Genomic DNA, 20,562 nt, shown 5'->3' with positions numbered 1-20,562 from the left:
ATGCTCACCGAAGCTGTAGAACACTTGATTAAGAATATCGTAGATTTTCCGGACGATGTGCAAGTTAGGTCACATCAAAATAGTCGCGGAGAATTGTTGCGCGTGCGCGTGAATCCTGAGGATATCGGTCGTGTAATTGGGCGCGGCGGTAGAACTGCGAATGCTATTCGCACTGTGGTGCAAGCGCTTGCAGATCACAAGGTTCGCGTAGATATTATGGATGTTCGCTAAGTATTTACAGCTAACCCAGTTTGAAATGTTGAAGTAGGTAAGGTGCTTTTGCGCTTTACCTACTTTGGTTTATTGGTAGATGTAGTGGTCGGCTATTAGCGGTTGGTTAGTAGTGGTCGGCTATTAGCGGTTGGTCGTTAGCTGCTGACTGTTTGTAATTTGGTATCAGGGTTGTATTGTCGTTAGTTTATTGCTAGTGATTTATTGCTGGTGTTACTTGGTAGAGTTATTTTAGTAGTTTATAAAACTGCGGATTATTGTTGGAATGTAAGCGAACTTGGTGGATTATGGCGCAGCAACAGGATTTGATGAGAGTATGCCGTATTGGTCGTGCACAGGGGCTTAAAGGCGAAGTTAATGTGATGGTGACCACGGACTCGCCAGAGCAGCGTTTTGCACCAGGGTCGGTGCTACTTACGCAAAATGGCGGCAGTATGACAGTGGCTTCTTCGCGCAAATTCAAGCAACGTTGGATTATTCATTTTGAAGGTGTGGATGATCGTAATGCTTCTGAGGCGCTTAAGGGATTGGAACTGTTTGTTGAGCCGGATCATGAGATTGCTCGAACTGGCGATAGTCAAGGACATTCCGAATTGAGGGCGGAAACCGGCGGCGAGTTTGCTGATGGTACAGAGTTTACTGATGGCGCAGATTCTGATGTATTGGCTGATAGCACTGATTTTGAAGATGTAGTAGATGCCGATGCCATTGAGGAAGATGGTGCTGGAGATGAAGGTGCTGGAGATGAAGATGAAGGATTTTATGCAGAAGAATTGATGCATTTGCAGGTGCGCATTCCGCACGATACTGCTGAGCCTGAGGGTGAATATGATGTTGCTGGTACGGTTATTGATGTTACTGAATCCCCTGCGCAATGGTTGCTTACAGTGCAAGAGCCAAGCGGCGCGGAATCACTAGTGCCATTTGTTGATGCGTTTATCCCAGTAATTGATGTGGAAGAAGGGTATTTGGTACTAACTCCGCCAAACGGTTTGCTGCAGGATAGGTAGAGACTGTAAATAGGTAGAAGCTATAGGTAGAAGCTGCAAATAAGTAGAGACCGCGAAATAAACAAGGGATGCAGAATAAGCGGTATTGCAGAATAGGTAGAGACCTCAAAATAATCAATGGTTGCGAAATAAATAGGATAAGTAAGTAGTACGAATAGAACAAAGTAGACAAAGCAAGGTAGGAGTGTGTATGCGCATTGATATTGTGTCAGTTTTTCCAGAATATTTTGATGTCTTGAACTTGAGTTTGCTTGGTAAGGCACAAGATAAGGGATTATTGCAAGTCACTGCGCATAATTTACGCGACTGGACGCATGACGTACACCGCACAGTTGATGATACGCCTGTGGGTGGCGGTGCTGGCATGGTGATGAAGCCTGAAATTTGGGCACAATGTTTGGATGATGTACTGGGGCTCCCTGCGCGCGAGTTGGAAAACGTGGAGCTTACGCTTGACGATGATTTGCCAGTAGGACAGGGGTATGGTGTGCATGCTACTAAGCATGGCAGTGAAGTTGGTGCCGCAGAGCAGAGTAGCGCGATCGCGACCACACAACTTGAACATGGTCACAAGCCTTCTCAACTTAAGCAGGTACTTATTTTCCCCAATCCTTCTGCACCATTGTTTAACCAGCAAGCTGCGACAGAGCTATCACACGCAGAACAGCTGGTATTTGGTTGTGGACGATATGAAGGTATTGATGCGCGAGTGCCACGATATTATGCTGAGCAGGGCGTGGATGTGCGCGAATATTCGATTGGCGACTATGTCTTGAATGGTGGAGAAGTCGCTGTTTCCGCGATGATTGAGGCGATTGTGCGCTTAATTCCAGGGTTTATGGGCAATCCTGAGTCTATTGTGGAGGAAAGCTATACTGGAGATGCGCTGCTGGAGCATCGTCCATATACGAAACCAACTACGTGGCGTGGTATTGCAGTGCCGCAAGTGCTAATAAGTGGTGATCACGCCAAAGTAGACCGGTATCGTCGCGATGAGGCGATTATGCGCACCAATGCGATTCGCCCAGATTTGATTGAGCAGCTTGATTGCCGCCGTCTTGATAAAGCCGACCGCAAGTTGCTGATGTCTCTCGGTTGGGAAGTATCGTTAGCTCATCCGCGTAAATCGCGGGGGTAGTGTAGTGTGCACTGGTGGATTGGTGCATTGGTGCATTGGTGCATTGGTGTATTGACGTATTTGATGTATTGGCGTATTAGTGGGAAATATATCTCTAATGCGCTGAGCGCATTACAATTCATGTAAGTGGGCTTATGAACCTATATACTCCAGTGCCAGCATTCCATATAACAAAAAAGGCTCTGAGTGAAAACTCAAAACCTTGATGGCGGAGGATACGAGATTCGAACTCGTGAGGGCGTGAACCCAACACGCTTTCCAAGCGTGCGCCATAGACCACTAGGCGAATCCTCCATGTTGTTAGCCTTGCACAACTGTCATATCATGCACTGCTTAGGCAACTTGACTAGAATACCACACTCTGCGTATTTTGCAAATCAAGATACTTACTGTGTGTCTTAAATCTCGTTGAGATTGACGGGTGATGATGAAGCTGGTGTGAAAGTAGTGCAGTTTAGTTTGAAACATCTGATATTTCCTAATAGGCAGTTTATTGGACATGGAAAACTTTGCATAGTTTTGACGAGCAGAGAACAGTTTTGTGGATTATCTGTCAAGTTTTAGATGTGTTTGGTTATAAGCTGACTGCGTTTGACGAGCTCTATAGTTATCGGACATGTTGTAGAGTATGGTTATGGTCGGATTGGGTAGAAGTTTTTGGGGCAGTGCTGGCGAAGATGCTCATGCTGCTGGTAATAACATTGATAATGCTGTTGGTAATAACGGTAAAAATGTGCGTAATAACGCCGATGGCACGGCGAACAAAGGGGCTTGCAGGGGGCGTCACACTAGGCAGGCTGTAGAGCGAAGGCAGAAGGATTCTGCGTCTCTGCCTGCTTCTAGTTCTGCAACTTCTCCAGCTCCGGCTCCTCCAATTCAAATGGGTAATGCTGGAGTTAGTTGGACGATTAGTTCAACCCGCTCGGCATCAGGGCCACACGCCTCGTCACAAACTCCGTCACAACGTCCAATAGCCGACAAAGACAAAGTTAATACTGGTCATTCTGCTGCTAACTTATCCGCAATGAATGCCAGTAGTGTGAGACAACTTGCACAGCATTCTGTGCAGCAGACTGTGGTGCAAACTACGCAACAATCTAATGAGCAGTCCACGCAGCAAGTCCAACGGCAGTTTATTCACCAGCCAGCTCAACCTGCTGTTCAACAAACTGTCCAGCAATCCAAACAACAATCTGCTCAGAAACCTACACAGCGGCAACAAAAGCCTGCCGTTCCAACGATTCTTTTTGTATGTCATGGCAATATTTGCCGCTCGGTGACCGGAGAATATATGCTGCGCCATGCGGCTGCACAATATGGCAGACGTGTAAGCGATGGTACGCATGACATTTCGGGTGTGAGGAGTGATGGCATCAGCCAGCAAACCCAGATGCAACTAGGGCATGTGCAACTAGGGCATGTGCAATCTGATCAGGGACTGCCTGCCAAGACGCTATCTGTCCAGATACAACCTAATCTGACACAACCTGACCAGATACAACCAAGTCAGAGGCAACTAGATCAGGCGCAAACTGACATGACGCTACCAGCACAAGTGCTACCTGATTGCATTATTCGCAGCTGTGGATTGCTGCGTCATATGCACGGTAGTCCTGCTGAACCGACGATTGTGCAGCTATTGCGGGAGCGCGGTATTGATGCCTCTAGTTCGCGCTCGCAGTTTGTACAAGCTCGTGATTTGCAAGAAGCGACAGTGGTATTGTGCTTCTCACGTGGTCAGGCGAATGAACTTATTGATATAGAGCCACGCGCTGCGCGCAAGATTTTCCTTATTGATGAGTTTGCTATGCTATGCCAAGCCGCCGAGCGTGATCAACGTTTGCAATGGACAAATAGTTGTGCTGATCGTTTGCTTCAGATTATTAGATTGGCGCCAATGTTGCGTCCACTTATTGCTTCTGCGAAGGGTGTAGAGGATCCGTTTGGTAAGGAGTATGAAGTGTTTGTGCGATCGGTCAATCTCATTGAAGCATCAGTGCAAACAATTGCACGCACGCTGTTTGCGCAATAACTCATTACTTTCTGGCTACGCAACTTACCTACTATTCGGCTTACTGACTGCACGGTTTGCTGGGTGTGCAACTTAACGATTTGCCAAAATTACTGATTGGCAAACTTGTATTGTGCCAACCGTTGCTGTACTGGCTCGGTGAGTTGATACGTTGCTGGTTTTTGCTTCTCTCGTTGAACCAGTTGTTCACGTTCCAGTGTTTGTAATGCATGTACCAATTTGCGCTCGCCCCACTGTAACTGTTCACCTAATGTTTTACGTGAAACACCCACAGGCGCGGAATTTAACACAAAATACTGTGCCAAAGTCTGTATTACTAATCGCTCAGAATCCCGTAATTGGTAGGTAGTAGCTAAAAATGCAATCTCTGAACTCAAAATAGTGATTATAGCCTGCTTTTCCTCTAAATTCTCAAGCAAATCTTGTTGAGCATGCGCAATATATTGCAATGTCTGATAACAGAATAAGGACAGGTCCATGCAATTAAGAGGTTGCTGCACTGTATCAAACGCCTTACTGTACTTACCTTTTTCCTGTGATATTTGCAAGCTGAGGCTTAAAGTCGTTGGTAAACAGAGCACGGATTGAAGTTGTAGAGCAAGTAAAAATCGGCCTGTTCTGCCGTTGCCATCATAGAATGGATGAATATGTTCAAAAATATAGTGGCAGCAAGCCGCACGGATTAGTGGAGGAATGGACGTATCACGTGTGATCATAAGCCATTGTGCTAGTAGCGTTTGGATTTTTGTCTCCGGATATACTCCGGAATGCACTACTTCACCGGTACCGTCAAAAATTCTGACCGGACTAGCTCTAAATAATTCGCCATCTGGTTGCTCGTTTGGCGCAAGCTCTTCTGAAACAACTTGATCGTATATTTCTCGAATGTCCTCTAGAGATTGCACGAATGGTATATGCTGCTGCGCTATGCTTAAGAAAAGTTTTGCGAACTCACTAAATCGCGTATGTTTGCCAAGGCTGGCCGATTGCAAAGCGAGGGAGATTTCCTCTTTTGTGCTGTGCACTCCTTCAATATTATTGCTGTTCTCAATTTCTATGTTGATAAGCTCAAGGATATAAGCATGCTTGACGGTTTGTGGCAAAGCATTCCATTGTTCGCGAACTGGTGTTTCAGTCAAATAGATCTGCTCAATAAGAGTATGTAATTCGCGAAAAATGGTAACAAATGGCTGATGTGGGCCAAGCTTGCACGGAATAATGTAGGTTGAAGGATTTGATATGCGGCGCTGATATTCTATTTCTGCTTGGCTGGTAGGTGGCTGAGACGAAGCATTCATATGAATGGTTTGCGTAATGGTCTTATAATGCATAATGCTTTTCTCCAAAAAAAATCAATAATAATAACTGATTGATAAGTATATTTTTATAATAATAACTTCATTTTTAAGAAAAAGCATAATAGAATAATAAATTTATTTCTGAAATAGTCGATGCTTGTACATTGAATGTACAAAAAATCGCACATCGGATGTACAAAAAATCGCAAAATGCACGGATGAATGCACGAATATGATGTACACTCTGCTACCCAGAGTTTCTGGTAGTCGATACAAAGTAGTGCACACCGTATTGTGTTTACGATGTGCACTATGTGAATCTTTAAGCTGAACCGAGCCGTGCAGCAAGTAACCTAATAAATAAGCGACATGCTGCACAGTAAATATTTAAACTCAGTGAGCACACAGTAAGTATCTAAACTCAGTGAGCACGCTTGCGATGTGACGCCGCATACGCGGTAAACAGCACAGCAAGCCCAATAATGCCTGCAATAACGGCAATGCGGTAACTCGCAGAGAAGCACATAAGCGCCACCATTAGAGCGAGGAATGTCAGCACTACCCAAGGTGTTACTTTTGCAAACGGTAGCTTAAACGCAATCGCTTGCAAAGCAGCATCTCCACTCAGCCCCGCAAGAGCTGAATCCTTTGGGGAAGCCCCCGCTGCAACAACTTTGCGGAACTTCATTTCCGTGATCATAATAATAGTCCAGTTGATTACTGCTGCAATCGTTGCGATACTCATTAAATAATTAAACGCAAACTCAGGCCATAAGAATACAACAACTACTGCAATCACAGTAATAGCAGAGGAAGTAAGTACACCAGCTACTGGAACGCCGCGCTTATTGAGCTTGCCCAAATATGCTGGAGCGTTACCCTGCCGGGCGAGCGAGTAGAGCATGCGGGAGTTGGAATACAAGCCGGAATTATATACGCTCATTACCGCAGTCAAGCATACGAAATTCAAAATACCGGCAGCAGTATGCACGCCAATCGAATCAAAAATTTGCACAAACGGACTGGAGTTGCCGTCAATCTGATTCCATGGAACTACTGCCATAATTACGCCAAGCGCAACCACATAAAACACGAGAATACGCCAAATAATGCCGTTTGTTGCCTTTGGAATAGTGCGGCGGGGATCTGCCGTTTCGCCAGCTGTAATGCCGATTAACTCTGTGCCGCCAAAGCTGAACATAACAACAATCAGTGCCATCAGCAAACCAGACCAAGAGCCAGCAGCGGCGCCTGCACTTGCACCTGCATTAGCGCTATCTGCGGCAGCTTGCCAGGAGAGCAATCCGTGTGGCATAAAGCCGCCGCCTACCGTAAACCAGTTTGCAAAGCTCGCGCGAATACCACTATCGGTTGGAAGTCCCATAATAACTACAGCGATGCCTCCAACAATCATGGCAAGTACTGCAACAATTTTGATAATGGCAAACCAGAATTCAAATTCGCCAAACTTGCTCACTCCGAACAGGTTCATTGCGGTAATCAGCACTAGGAAGAACGCTGCGGAAGCCCAAGCCGGAATATTCGGGAACCAGTAGTTGACGAACGAACCAACCACAGCAAGCTCGACCATGGCCACGAGAATGTAGTTAAACCAGTAGTTCCAGCCTGAAATGAACCCGGCCCTGCGCGACCAGTAGGTGCTGGCGTAGTAGCTGAATGCGCCGGCTTTTGGATCTTCCACACTCATTTCGCTGAGTGCGCGCACAATCAGGAAAATCATGGCGCCGCCAAGCAGGTAGGCCAGCAAAATCGAAGGTCCAGCCAGCGCAATAGATTCACTTGAACCATAGAAAAGGCCGGTTCCAATGGCACCGCCTAATGCAATCAGCTGGATATGGCGATTTTTCAACTGTTTGCGCAGAGAAGGTGGCATTGGCGCATCGGTAGTGTGTACTGGCTTGTTGGTTGTCTTGCTAGTCACGCTTGCAGTGTTGCTTGTATTTGCTGCGCTTGTTGTATTTGCTGTATTTGTAGCTTCTGCATTGCCTGCTGCTGTACTATTGGCGTTTTCGTTTCCTGATGATGCCTGTGCCATATGTTCCCTGCGGCTCCTCGTTGACCTGTTATCTCATGCTTATGAGCGTTGCCTTATAAGTGCTGTCTCATGAGCGTTACCTCATAAGCTGCGTTCTTGCGAATACCTACTTTTGTGGTAATCCTTTGCGCACGCAATTCCTAATGCAAGAGCCTAGCTCACTGTGTACCTTTATGGGCAGTTGTGTTCCATTTTTATGCTCTAATACGGTGTTTTGTATTGTATGAACCAGTTACTGGTTCGCGGTATGCAAAAATATGGGTTGGAATGTATTGCGTGAACTAGTTACTGGTCTGGTTAATACAAAACTGGTATGGATATCCTCTAGATTGCTTTAGAAGCTTAACGTTGTGTATGGTTTGAAACATCTGATATTTCGTACTAGCGGTTTTATGTGTTGATATCGCTTTATTCTGTACGGCTTAGAATATCTGATGTTTCGAAGTAGCGAGTTTTCTTCTTGGAAGTGTATGTCTTTGAATGCCTGCTATTGCAAAATAGCGGTTTTTGGAGTGTGGCTGTTGCGCTTTGTATGGTTTGGAACATCAGATATTTCGGAGTAGTGGGTTTTGGGTGGGGAAGTGTACGCCTTTGAATAGCTGTTATTGCAAAGTAGCCACTTTGCGGGCGCTGCGTCCTCCAGAATATCCCTTTTCAAAGGAACTGTGATAATTTAGTCTGCAATAGCTTGGCAAAGTTGTGTAGTCCTACGTGTTGTAATCCGCGTATCTCTTCAAAAAACGTCCGTGGTGGAAATTGCTTTTCTTGGATAAGATCCTGTATTGTTGCAACCACGGTTTTCTCATCGCTATTAAGTAGTGCAGTTAAAAACTCATCTGGAGTTACTGCGGTAACGCCTAATGGTTGCAAAACTTTATCTGGAAAGTCTCGAATATTATTAGTTATGATAATCGATGAATCGGAAGCAAGTGCTAGTGCGAGAACGTGGTTGTCATTTGGATCCGGAAGTATGAAATTTCCTAAATATTGATTCCAGTTATCGTGCGAGGACCATGGAAAAGCTTTTTGAATAGCAGTAAGAAAGCTTGTGATTTGCGTCATTTGAGCTTTTTCCCAGACATCAGGCAAGTGCTGTTGTACTTCGTTGATAATTTGCTGTGACCAGACTGGTTCAAACAGTCCTGTATCTGCGATTGAAAGGATTGGATCTAGAATCCACATGGAAAAGAATATATTTGCATCAAGTACGGCTCGTTCAATTTGTGAAGATTTGCCAATGTCTAAAGCTCTTGGATTCATGATGCCTACTTTGATGTGTTCTGTGGTTCGCCTGCTATTAGTGTTCTATGAACTGCGCTGGCGGTATTCTGCTCGCTGGTTGGTAGCACACTGCTGACTATGCTGGAGCACTCCTAACTTAAACAATTACTTATTTATGTCGTATAGATTCATGTCTTTTGCAATCATTCGCATCTGGTGAAGGGATTGTTTTCTATCATGTTGCATTTGCGCTTTATATAGTAGGACATCACGTTCTCGCATCATTCGATTGCCTCGTTCGCCGTTACGTGTATAGGGGATTTTTCCTGCATCTAGAATGCGTTGTACTGTTTTCTGAGAAACACCTAATATTTTTGCTGCTTCTCCAGTTGTGATTGCTTGTCCGGCATTAGGTTCGCTGCGTTCAAATTCAGAAATAGCTATTGCTGCATGGAGTGCTGCTTCAAAAGCAGTGTAGTCTAGTTCATAGGTTCTTCCTTGTCCTTGCAAAATAAATGGTTTGTCTGCTCTGATTGGTTCCGCAAGTATTGGTGTAATGCTCATTTCTCCTCCATTCTGACTAATTTGACCAGTATATGTCCAATATGACCAATATGCAAGTATGTTCTTAGTTTTTCAGCTTGTGTTTATTTGACGACACTTTATGTAGTGCTTTTTGCTTGAAAATGTATTATGCGTACTAGTTAGTGGTCTGGTTAATACAAAATCGGTATGCATATTCCCAATGGATCTAGAACCATAATGTTGTGTACATGTTGGAATATCAGATGTTTCGGAGTAGTGGGTTTTGGGTGGGGAAGTGTACGCTTTTGAATAGCTGTTATTGCAAAGTAGCGGGGTTTCTGAGTGTGGTTTCTGTGTTTCGTATGGTTTGGAATATCTGATATTTCGCACTAGCCGGTTTTGGGTGGGGAAGTGTACGGGTTGAAACATCAGATATTTCGGAGTAGCCGGTTTTGTTAAAGGTGAGAGGATTGTAGAGTGTAAGAGGAGGTTTCGGCAGAGTACAAGGGTCGCTTGGTGCTTGGGAGGGGTACAAGGTTTGCTTGATGGAGTGTGTGGGTTTGTGCAGGGTGCGTGAGCTACTTGAGAGAGGTGACAGGACGGTAAAAAATTCATTAGGGGGTGTGGGTGTGATGCTGGGCAATAACATAAAATGGCTAAATAAAAATGTGAATTACATTACATTATAAAATTGACATATTGTAAATACTTGGGCGAAAAAGAGCGGCTGAAAATGCGTCGAGGGCGACATCTGATTGCATAAAAGAGTAAAATTTCACGGTAAAAATTGACAATTTTGCAGTTTCTGTCAGGAAAATTCGCTACCTGCATGCTAAAGATGTATTTTTACAAAATATAGAACGTGAAAATTTACCGAGTTAGAAACCTTAAAATAACCTGAGAATTTAATAATAAAAGTATGGGAGAACGCACGGAAAACACTAAAAGGTTGAAAAATCGTTGTTTTAGAAAGGGGTAGTAATTTGTAATAAGCTGAAAATCTTATCTGGATAAATTAGATAAGCGGTCACTGGATATGAGGGAATGCTGGTTTGCTCTACGAAATTTCATCAAACTCTATACAAGAAAAGAGAACAAAATAGAACATTTACTTGCAGAAAATAGCGAATATTTACATAAGAATGTTCAAAAATGCTACTTTTGAAGCAGGGAAGATGTCGATATCAGCGACGCAAAACCAGCATTCTACAGAGAATGACTCATGTAATGCGAAGTAGATTAGTGGGGCCTCGTGACGGACGAATAGCAGCTGACAGGGTGTCAATTATGAATCAAGGAAGCGAAATGTTGCATTTGCAAATACGCATGCTGTGCTTTAGTGTATGCAGAGGAAGAAGAGAAAAGTAAAAAGCGAATTGACTTGTAGATCCTTGTAGGTCATCTATCTGGAGCATTCAGACAGGGGTTGCCGCGAAATATCGCAACATATTTTGAGGCTTTTGATTGCTCAGGCAGTAAGGATTGTTCGGGCAGTGAGAATTGTTCGGGCAGTAGGAATTGCTCAGATAGTAGGGGTAGGTGTATAGAACAAATCTATACAGGACACACAAGATTTGCGGGTTGGGGATGAAATTTGCTGACACAGATGTACGTAGTTTGTCAGCACAGGTCTGTGAGCTGGGAACTCACGGATAGCAAAGTCTGCAGACAAGGGAAACTGCAGATATAAACTTGCGGGTTGGGGAACACGCATGTAGAGGGGAAGATGAGAAGGGGATATGAAGGTTACGAGTAAGGGGAATCTCGTATCTGGTAGCAGAAAGCATGGTAAGACATCTCGTCGCCATGCTTTCTGTTTTTCTGCCTACGTGCCTTTTTCTGCCCATAAGTCGTATTTACATAAGTCGTATTTACATAAGCCGTACTTATTAAGCTGCACTTGATAAGCTTCACTTACATCACAAAGCGCTTAACTGGCATAAGACGGCATAACACGCACAAGATGTCAGATTACAGATTACAATATAAATGTTGTACACTGTGAGTTAGCGCATGTTCCTTTGGGGAGGAGCATAGGTAACTAGGGGTGGTTCGCAGTTTGGGGAGAAAAGCTGTGAGCGTAGAGAGCCTCATGAGGGAAGCATGAGAAGGGGATGTGAAGGTTATGAGTAAGGGGAATCTCGTATCTGGCAGCAGGAAGCATGGTAAGGCTTCTCTCCGCCATGCTTTTGCGCTATTGGTATCAGGTGCTTATCGCAAAGTGTCATCAGATGTTCGCCACAAAGCATCATCAAGTGTTCACCGCAGTACAGTATTTACATTATTTACAGTATCAAGTAAGGTTAAGGCGAATACATTGCGTATACGTAGCACCTTTGGCAAGCTAATTACAGCATTGACGAGCGTTATTCTTGCTTTTGCATTATTTGTAACCGGCTCAGGCGGGGGGTTACTACCAGGAGTAGGTGAATTCTATTCGACACTTCCTCAAGCAAATGCGGCAACGGCACCTGATATTCGCTTACAGCAGGTAGCTATTGACATTGATGGCAATGTTACTAAAACCATCAATACCCAAGGTGGCACATATGACGGTGCTTATACCTATTCCACTGCAAAAATAGATACGTACCCTAATTCTGATGCAAAAGTAAAAGCGGGCGATATTACGTACCAGTTCGTCGGCTTGTATTATGAAGCAGAGGATGACAATCACCAAAAGCGCTCTATTGAAGTGGACAGCATTGGCTATTACGACAATATTGAAGATAACAAAGGCACGAACCAAAGCTATTATGTGATCCACCCTAAGGATACTGATAATGCTTTCCCAAATGAGCAATATGTAGATCTTCTTGCTACTTCTACTGATCTTGAGAAGCACCTTTTTGCCAAATTCTATTCCCTTAATGATCTTGAATACATTACCTATGATATTCCTGACAATGAGAAAAATGGTAATGGCGGCGACATCAAAATTTCCTCTGACAATAAGCTTGATAGTTTCGGTCGTCAATGGGTGAAAAAGGGACAATCCACTACTATCACTATCGATCTCAAACGTGATAGACACTTAGTGATGGGAGAGGATACGTGGAATGAGTATAAGCTCGATGGCTGGAAGCTCCAAACAGATAGCTCTCACGATAAAGCAATTCCTAAGATTAACGTCAATCGTGTGAATCTCAATGCTCTAAGTGAGGATGAGCAGTATTGGAAGTACTACAAGGATTGGCGTGAAAATAAAGCTGCGTTTACGAATAACGACCCAGCTGCGAAAGAGGTGGGTCGTACTGTGCAAACATATGTTGTGACTCCAAACACGAATGCGAAGTTTACAAATATTAAGCTTTCTACTACGGCAAAGACTGTATCTCTTACTCCAATTTCTAAGACGCAAAATTACAATACGCCAGGTTTTAATTTTGGTTCTGGCGAAGAAGTATGGGGATTGGGGACACAATGGCCGTTCGTTGCGCGCCAGTGGGGGCGCGACATCCCTTCGGGCAACTCCGATCCGAAGAATGATGTGTCGATGGCAAAAGCCAGATATCAAATGAATACGAAAAACTGGGATTGGTGGTTTAACCCAGAAACTGGCGACATCAAAAGGGATTCATCATATAACTGGGGTTATTTCACTCGCATTATCAAATCCCCAACGTTTGATACAAGCGATGGCACGATTGCACAGTGGAATGCTAAGCCTACTCGACCAGACGGTTATTCCGGATTACCGTTCCGTACAGGTGTTGATTGGACCTTCGATTACTGGGGTTTGACAGCTGATACGCGCACTTGCGGAAATTCTACTGTACCGACAATGCGTAATCTTGACACTTCTGATCGTGCTGTAAGTTGTGCTGCTGGAGAGCAGGAGAATTGGCATTTCGGCTCGGCGTATATGACCGATTTTGTGCTTAACGGTCAGCATTTTGCTGTGCCTCTGCCAACGGCTCCGGTTACTCGTGCAAAAGTGACAGACCTCTACCTTGATAAAAATGGCAATCCAATTGATTACTGGACAGATGTCTATACTAAGACGCGCGAGAAAAACCTCAATACTAAATACCAGTCTGAAAATAATGAGGATTTGGGCAGCTGGCAAGTACGCTATCACGTGACAGAAGGCAAGAATGCCGGTGCTGTTATTTCGATGAAGCTGTACAATTTCCGCTCTATTATGGACTGTCCGAGTGAGTCTGATGGCGATTGCCAAGAGGATGAGTCGCATAATGGCTACGAGGTGTATAGGGATTGGGGCCAATTTTGGACCTTTAACGTCAAGGGTGCTCTCAATAATCGTGATTTGCCAGTAGGAATGAAAAATCATGACTATATTGATCGAGCTGATGGTCCATGGCTAGGTGGCACCACACGAACAGGCGACAACCAGAATAACTGCGTGTGGACAAGCGATGATGTCAAATATAATGACGTTTCCCCTGGTATTACCTACCGTCAGGATTCAGCACGATGCCTCTATAAGTTTGCCACTCGTGTGGAAATCAATCTTGAAAACTTGCAAAATGAGAGCAACGACTGGTATGTGACGTACCAAGATTACAAGAGCAGTCATGCCAAGCTCGTGCAGACAGAAGGCGTGGAAACTGCTGACGGCAGTGACGGCATCGAAATTTTTGCTGCCTCCGATATCAACAAAAATGATCACAACTGGCAGAATCTGTGCACTGATACCAGTATGAGTAGTGACACATCCAAGTGCCCTGAAATTACCAATTGGCAGTGGCAGAAGCAGCCAAGCCGAGGTGGATTGATTGATAATACGCCAGGAAGTGGCCAAACATCTCAAGATGTGCCCGCTTTTATGCGCGTGCATTACAAGAATGGTTATCTTCCTAAAGAAGGCTACACTGACGAGCAAGGTCGTGGCATTTTGCGCAGCTCTTTTGATAACAAAAAGACCATTGCGCCACTCTACGGTGAGGCGCTCAGAGACCTTTCCGTCAACTGGAATAATGTGAAACAACTCAACCCAGACGAGTATGGCTATCTTAAGTCAGACGGCTATATCAACAGTTTTGACGATGCTGCATATTTCGTGGTACCAATGATTCCAGTCAATCAAAGCTACTTCAGAGCAGGAGGTGTAAATAGATATATTGACGCAGGCGGTCAGCAAATGTTACGGGTTCCTACCCAGCCGTATGACGTGCCAGTACGCTATGCCAATAAAGACGGTATAGTGCTTGCCGGTATGCCATCGATCGCTGACCAAAAAGACACGGTAAATGTAAAAGATGATTTCTCACACAAAGTCTCTGGCGTAGTACCAGTGCGAGTTGGTAATGCACCTTTCGTTGGCTATGATGTGTATCAGTGTGCCGCAGGTGACCCCAATGCCATGCGCTCACTGCAAGACGATCAATGCACTCGTGCAACCGATACAGTAATGACGTACTTCCCGGGCGAAATATTCGATATTCGCCAATTTGAGAAACTCAAGCTCTCGAACCCTAATGGCACTATTGCTACCAAATATTTGCGCCTTGTACCGGCTGACACCGCGGGTGCAGTGCCTGCAGTCTACACATTTGACTTCCGCGGTAAAAAAACCGATGGCACTGTGCTTCATGAGGCTTTCCAGCTGACTGATAAGCAGAATGACTACTTGACTTTCCGTGGTGTGCCAGGTTTGAAAGCACGCTTGAATGCCAAAGGTATCGCCGCTGTTAAAAGTCGTATGGACGCTATTCACAATGCTACACAAGGTGAAGATTTATACACTGATAAAACCTTCACTTCGGGCGGCAAGCAGACGATTATGCATCGCGATGTCAACCAGAAGAGTGGCCCGTGGTATTGGGCAGCAAAAGATGAGATCGGCATGACTACTGGTTTGCCTTCGCAGAGCCTTGGATCTGGGCCGATTGGCATGGATAACAAGAAAGGCATCGTATCACTAGGCATTGAGCCTGACCCATTCTACTTCTATTATGAGCAGACTGCTGCACAGATTACCGTAGATGTGGCATATAAGTTTATTGATGCCACAACTGGTAAAGAAATGACATATACACCGCAAGCCAATGGTTCGCCATATGGTATTAGTACGCGGATTGCTTACCAAACTGGAACTGCCGCTGCAAAAACAGCTGATATCGGTAAGCCATACAAGTTCGGTGTAGGCGAAAATGTTGCTATTATGTACGATTCGTATGTGGAGCAGCAGGTTGTGCCAGGATGCCCGGTAGAACCAAATGAAGCGTCAATTGAGCGTACTGATGTGGATGCATCAAAGAAAAATACGCAAGCACTCTACCCGAATGAGAAAGCGCATATTGCCGACCGAGATGCTGGCTCAGGAACAGCGCGCTACTCACGCGATCCAAATACCTATAACGTCACTATGGAGAAGGACAAGAACAGCTATACACTGACCCTTACCTACAAGTGCGCACAGTCCATCATGATTTATTCCATGGGTGATGAGGTGGCGTTTAGAAATAGCGGGACAGTGCCAATGCCTGATTCTGCTGACGGTCAGAGGGGCGACGCAAAGGTTAATGGTCCGGAAGATTACGTGAAAGACGGCACCCCAACAAATGTTGCCGGTGCTGGTACCATGACGGCCTCTGCACGTCGTGCATGGTTGTTGGAACAGATTAAGAACTATACAGATGATAAAGGTGAGAAACCGTATAAAGATGGTTGGCAGCCATTCCACAAGCAGTATGATTCCAAGGACCGCAAGGGTCAAAAATTCAAAGCGAATGTGAAAAATGGCATTCTTCCAGCTCATAAAGAACCAGGGGATGGCACAGCTACACCTGGTATAGAAGTGGCAGGCGAAGGCAATCACTTTAAGTTCTGGGCTGACCCAATAGGTGCAACTAATCAAAAGCAGGACACGTATGTAGGTGCTCGCGATCCAAAGTGGCTTGCTGCACAAGTGTATAAGCCAGAACTTTCCAATCACCGTAGTTGGTACTTCGATTATGACTGCCCAACTTCGATGAAATCAATGGTTAAGGATTCGCCAGGAGCTCCGGCAGCGTTTTTGCAGCCAGGTCAGAACATTGTGTGCTATGTAGAATTCCATACTTCCGAGCTCACGATTCTTGCTGAGGGAACGGATGCGGCTAAGCAAGCATTTGCAGTACATACTCAAAATGCAGATAGTGGTAAGATCGATAGTAGTATTGATTTTGGCGTGGATCAAAGCGTTATAGACGCGGCTCCAAGCGATAAGAAAACTGGCTATAAAGTAGGTCCGCTTACCAGCGTGGTAGAGCAAAATAATACACGCCATATCTACCCAAGTGCTTTGGCGGTGAACGCTTATCAGAAGGACGGAACCACAGGCACATATTTTGAACCGCAATACTACTTGTACACTGGCAATGATCCAAACAATGCTGATGTCAGTGACTCCTCACAGTGGGAGAAGCTGGCTACTTCCGACCAAGTGAAGACTTGGTACATGGGTAGATATGCTAATTCAATTCCAGATCATACGCTGTTCCGAGTGAAGGACTGGACTACTCATAAAGTGAAGGATTTTGAAGATGTGAAGAACACCCCTGATAAACCTGAGGATGATATTCCAGCTCCATTTTCCACTACGGTGGATGAACACTCGGTGATTAAGGTGAAGTTCGTAGAGCCAATTTCACCAAATCTACCGCGTACCGGTGGTTCAGCTGCGACAACATTCTTGATTATTGGTGCGGCAGTGTTAACAGGTGGCGTGCTTTCCGTGGTCTTTAATGAACGCCGACGTAAGTCGCTTGCAGGGGATGTGGAGTAATTCAGCGATTGTTGAGCATGATTGAACATTGTTGAGCATGATTGTGAATACTCGCTGAATCTCATTCAAGATTTCTAGTAGTGCGCGGCTATGGTTCGTGCTTTGGAAACTGTGGAAACTGCCGAGTAGGTCGATAGTTCAGTCCGGTAGACAAGTAGCTATGCGAGGTGGCTGAGTAGGTAATAGTGCCGTGCTCTCCTTGTGAGGGGAGCACGGCAGTTACCGCATTAGAGCGCGAAAATGTAGCCAACGATAACCGCTACAAGTAGTAGGGCTAGCACATGATTCATGTGTGCGACTACTACGGCTATGGTTGTTAGTGCTACAATTTTCTTGCCCTTGTGCGGCTTGTTATGTTTGTTTAGTCATATTGACTCCCAGTACTTAAGCCGCATGCCGTAGTAGCATACGGCTTGCTCCACATCACGGTTGTAATGCGGTTGTTCACTCTGTGCAAAGAGAGTTACTTAACATGGTTAAGCATATGTTGTATAGTAGATATTGACAGGTTCGTGGCGTGCAAACTTTCCCCCGTGCTTTGGGTGCGCAACTAGAGACTTTAGGGGGTTGGCTACAGCTGTTAGGGCGTTTTATGTTTGGCGTCCTCAGTACTTAAGCAAAAGGGACTCCTCGTCGAGTCCCTTTACTGCTTCTTGGCTGGATAATCTTACACCTTGATAAAGTACAGCGATAGATAATAGCAATAGATAACAGCATTTTCTACCTATATGCCAACGTTTTATCTAGAGTGTGATCCTGTGTATTATTTATTATTGAGCGTCTGAAAGCAGAAGCGGTGGAGCCTAGTAGCGGTCGGCAAGTGGAACACGCACAAGGGGTGTAGGTTTTGTGTTTGGTGAGGGTCGGGCTATACTGGTGAACTAAACAGGCAAACTGTGGGCATGTGCTGATTTGGGGGAGTGGCACGAAAGTCACAACGGTCAGTGTGCTGGATAGTTTGCTTGAACTTAATGCATGAAGAGGGTTGCGGGTTCGTTACGTAATTTGCGACTACTCTGAGAGCAAGGGTTGGAATGTAGAGATAGTCGGAGGGGTACCGGCTAGACACATGGAAGGATTGCAGTTTCTATAACTAGCGTTAACTGGGGATTTCGTTTCGCACACTTCGGTATTACATAGCATCGTTGGTTGCGAACCGTGAGCGTCAGTTCCCGCGAGTATCACAAACTGCTATAAGTTGCCATAGCGCATTCCACCTCAGTACCCAAAAAGAGTCGAGGGGCTCAATTATTAGGTAAGGAGAGGATCATGCGCAAAGCACGCATGTTTGCCGCAGTGGCAACAGTAGCAGCGCTTGCATTCACCACTTTCGGTGTCGCAACCGCAAATGCTAAACCAGAAGATGGAAACCATGAAGAAGCTGAGGTTACACTGAAGAATGGTGAAATTGCTGCTAACGAGGCTACCAAGGTAACCATTTATAAGTACGATGGAACCGATGAAACAGTAAAGAATGATGGTCTGGCAAAGACTATCGATACTACTAAGCATCACTTGGTTCGCAATGTAACGTTCAACTTGATTCCTGTGCAGGTAGAGAGCACCAACTCGGATATTGATTTATCAACTACCGCTGGTTGGGAAGCAATCCAAAAACTGGATCTAACTAAGGATAATGCATCCAAACTCGTTGAGGGCCAGTTGGAAGGTTTTAAGCTTAACGACGCTGCTAAGTCAAGTCAAAAAACTGGTGACAACGGACAAGCGGAATTTACTAATCCTGCTAAGAAGTTGTATCTTGTAACTGAGACTATCGCACAAGGTGACACTCCTGAGATTAAGCTTAATTCCACTGATGATGGTTACAATGCGGAGAATCCTTGGAAGGCAGTTACTATTAACAAGAAGACTGCTCCATTCTTCCTGACTGTCCCACTTTCAACTTCTGATACAACTGGCAAGAATGGCTGGCTGTACGATATCAAGATTTATCCTAAGAACGAAGTCACTAAGGATACCATTCAGAAGCATTTGGAAAGTGTTTCTTCTAATGAGATGGGAGACGACGGAGTAGACGTAACTTGGAGCGTGAGCTTGCCACTTGGTCAGCCATCCAGCGGCGATGCATATAGCAAGGTAGAGCTGGTAGATAATCTTAATGAGGCATTGACATATAAGTCAGTGAGTGACTTCAAGATTTCTGGTGGCAATAAGGACGGTTCGCCAAACAACGATCCAAGTAATTTGACTGATGGTGGTCCAACTCCCGACTTTACTGTAAAGACTGAGGGTCAGAAGGTCACCATTGCACTGACTGCGGCTGGTCTTGCAAAGGCAAATCAGCATGTGACTGGTATTTTGACCGGTAAGATTGTAACCACTCAGACCATGGTACAGACTGTTCCTAACGACATTAGCGGTACTATTGACAATAACCCAACTGTATCAACAGACGGTGTAAACAACGGTGGTGGCGCTTCTAACTGGGCGACAGTGAAAGTACAGAAGGTGAAGGCTGGTGACAAGAATACTTTCCTCCCAGGTGCAAAGTTCAAGTTTGTTGACTACAAGCTCAAGGATGATAAGACTTTGGTTGCTGGTGATTATTCAAAGGAACAGGTTGAGGAAGCTGCAACTATCCAAGACATTCCCGATGCAACTTATACCTCCGATGAAGAAGACGGTACTTTCACTGCAGAGCTCTTCGTTGGTAAGGACGCTGTAACGTCTCGTAATGTTTGCCTCGTGGAAACCCAAGCTCCTAAGGGCTACGATTTGCCAGAAAACAATTACAAGTGCTTTACTCTCAATGCAGATGCGACTGAGGATTCGGATACCACGGATTACACGATTGAGAACTCCCAGAGCAGCAAGCTCACCGAGGTTCTTGACAACCTGCCAAAGACTGGTGCTGCTGGCTTGGTCTTGATGACTCTTGCAGGTGCTCTCCTCATCGGCGCTGGCTTCTTCGCAGTAGCTGCAAACCGTCGTCGCGAACAGGAGTAGTCTGTAGTCTACTGGATAAAGCTACTGAATAAGGCTACTGAACAGTAGTTCTATAACTCAATAACAACTTAAAAGACAGGGCAGGACTTACAAACGTATCCCTCCTTCCCAAACCCTACCACCTAACTACAGTAGATTTTCACACACCTGTTCTACTGCAAGGGGTAACGTAGGGATGGCGCTGGCGCAAGCTTTTATCTCGCTTGTGTCAGCGCCTTTTTGCTTATTTAAGTGACCTTATATCAGATTTTCTGACTATATGCCTGATCCTTGTTCAGTACAGTGAACAAAATCATATAAAACAGGAAAGTTGTTCAGTATAATGAACAAAACATAGAAAAAGTGGTAAGTT

10 protein-coding genes and 1 tRNA gene are annotated in these 20,562 nt (G+C 45.0%); 6 read left to right on the top strand and 5 right to left on the bottom strand.

Translation table 11 applies throughout. The features are described from left to right. The 3 genes from IEU85_RS05830 to trmD all read left to right on the top strand — a co-directional run bounded on the left by IEU85_RS05830 (nt 1) and on the right by trmD (nt 2,379). Nucleotides 1-231: an RNA-binding protein gene (locus IEU85_RS05830; protein ID WP_188355283.1), complete on the top strand. Its 231-nt coding sequence runs from the start codon at nt 1-3 to the stop codon at nt 229-231. A gap of 287 nt (nt 232-518) precedes the next feature. Next, entirely contained in the window at nt 519-1,241 is a 723-nt protein-coding gene (locus IEU85_RS08830; RefSeq protein ID WP_188355282.1) for a ribosome maturation factor RimM, read from the top strand. Nucleotides 1,242-1,431: 190 nt separating this feature from the next. Then, nucleotides 1,432-2,379 carry a tRNA (guanosine(37)-N1)-methyltransferase TrmD gene (gene trmD, locus IEU85_RS05820; RefSeq protein WP_188355281.1) on the top strand — a complete coding sequence of 316 codons (948 nt, stop codon included), beginning with the start codon at nt 1,432-1,434 and terminating at the stop codon, nt 2,377-2,379. Nucleotides 2,380-2,585: 206 nt separating this feature from the next. On the opposite strand, the gene IEU85_RS05815 is transcribed toward trmD, so the two are convergent. Continuing rightward, a tRNA-Ser gene (locus IEU85_RS05815) sits at nt 2,586-2,673 on the bottom strand. Between the two features lie 340 nt (nt 2,674-3,013). Here IEU85_RS05815 and IEU85_RS05810 point away from each other — a divergent pair. Beyond that, entirely contained in the window at nt 3,014-4,411 is a 1,398-nt protein-coding gene (locus IEU85_RS05810; RefSeq protein ID WP_188355280.1) for an arsenate reductase/protein-tyrosine-phosphatase family protein, read from the top strand. Between the two features lie 89 nt (nt 4,412-4,500). Here IEU85_RS05810 and IEU85_RS05805 read toward each other — a convergent pair whose 3' ends face one another. The 4 genes from IEU85_RS05805 to IEU85_RS05790 form a co-directional block, all read right to left on the bottom strand. After that, the gene (locus tag IEU85_RS05805) at nt 4,501-5,742 is read right to left on the bottom strand and encodes a Fic family protein (RefSeq protein WP_188355279.1); all 1,242 of its coding nucleotides are present in this window, start codon (nt 5,740-5,742) and stop codon (nt 4,501-4,503) included. Nucleotides 5,743-6,130: 388 nt separating this feature from the next. Then, complete coding sequence (locus IEU85_RS05800; RefSeq protein WP_188355361.1) at nt 6,131-7,603, bottom strand: amino acid permease; 1,473 nt, start codon at nt 7,601-7,603, stop codon at nt 6,131-6,133. Between the two features lie 816 nt (nt 7,604-8,419). Beyond that, nucleotides 8,420-9,025, bottom strand: a complete 606-nt coding sequence (locus IEU85_RS05795) for a PIN domain-containing protein (RefSeq protein WP_188355278.1) — start codon at nt 9,023-9,025, stop codon at nt 8,420-8,422. 126 nt (nt 9,026-9,151) lie between these two features. Next, nucleotides 9,152-9,550: a helix-turn-helix domain-containing protein gene (locus tag IEU85_RS05790; RefSeq protein WP_188355277.1), complete on the bottom strand. Its 399-nt coding sequence runs from the start codon at nt 9,548-9,550 to the stop codon at nt 9,152-9,154. A gap of 2,086 nt (nt 9,551-11,636) precedes the next feature. On the opposite strand from IEU85_RS05790, the gene IEU85_RS05785 reads away from it, so the two are divergent. Both IEU85_RS05785 and IEU85_RS05780 read left to right on the top strand, forming a co-directional pair. Continuing rightward, nucleotides 11,637-17,243: an LPXTG cell wall anchor domain-containing protein gene (locus tag IEU85_RS05785; RefSeq protein WP_188355276.1), complete on the top strand. Its 5,607-nt coding sequence runs from the start codon at nt 11,637-11,639 to the stop codon at nt 17,241-17,243. A 1,269-nt stretch (nt 17,244-18,512) separates the two neighbouring features. Then, nucleotides 18,513-20,210 (top strand): SpaH/EbpB family LPXTG-anchored major pilin, encoded by a 1,698-nt coding sequence (locus IEU85_RS05780; protein WP_188355275.1) that lies wholly within the window; start codon nt 18,513-18,515, stop codon nt 20,208-20,210. Nucleotides 20,211-20,562: the final 352 nt, after the last annotated feature.

This window comes from Galliscardovia ingluviei (assembly GCF_014635685.1).
Classification (GTDB): Bacteria; Actinomycetota; Actinomycetes; order Actinomycetales; family Bifidobacteriaceae; genus Galliscardovia; species Galliscardovia ingluviei.
Note: the sequence above shows the minus strand (reverse complement) of the source record. Positions and strands in the feature narration are given on the sequence as shown.

Excerpts from the sequence above, each read along its gene's own strand:
- IEU85_RS05830 (WP_188355283.1), top strand. The coding sequence starts at position 1 with ATGCTCACCGAAGCTGTAGAACACTTGATTAAGAATATCGTAGATTTT.
- IEU85_RS08830 (WP_188355282.1), top strand. The coding sequence starts at position 519 with ATGGCGCAGCAACAGGATTTGATGAGAGTATGCCGTATTGGTCGTGCA.
- trmD (WP_188355281.1), top strand. The coding sequence starts at position 1,432 with ATGCGCATTGATATTGTGTCAGTTTTTCCAGAATATTTTGATGTCTTG.
- IEU85_RS05810 (WP_188355280.1), top strand. The coding sequence starts at position 3,014 with ATGGTCGGATTGGGTAGAAGTTTTTGGGGCAGTGCTGGCGAAGATGCT.
- IEU85_RS05805 (WP_188355279.1), bottom strand. The coding sequence starts at position 5,742 with ATGCATTATAAGACCATTACGCAAACCATTCATATGAATGCTTCGTCT.
- IEU85_RS05800 (WP_188355361.1), bottom strand. The coding sequence starts at position 7,603 with ATGCCACCTTCTCTGCGCAAACAGTTGAAAAATCGCCATATCCAGCTG.
- IEU85_RS05795 (WP_188355278.1), bottom strand. The coding sequence starts at position 9,025 with ATGAATCCAAGAGCTTTAGACATTGGCAAATCTTCACAAATTGAACGA.
- IEU85_RS05790 (WP_188355277.1), bottom strand. The coding sequence starts at position 9,550 with ATGAGCATTACACCAATACTTGCGGAACCAATCAGAGCAGACAAACCA.
- IEU85_RS05785 (WP_188355276.1), top strand. The coding sequence starts at position 11,637 with ATGAGTAAGGGGAATCTCGTATCTGGCAGCAGGAAGCATGGTAAGGCT.
- IEU85_RS05780 (WP_188355275.1), top strand. The coding sequence starts at position 18,513 with ATGCGCAAAGCACGCATGTTTGCCGCAGTGGCAACAGTAGCAGCGCTT.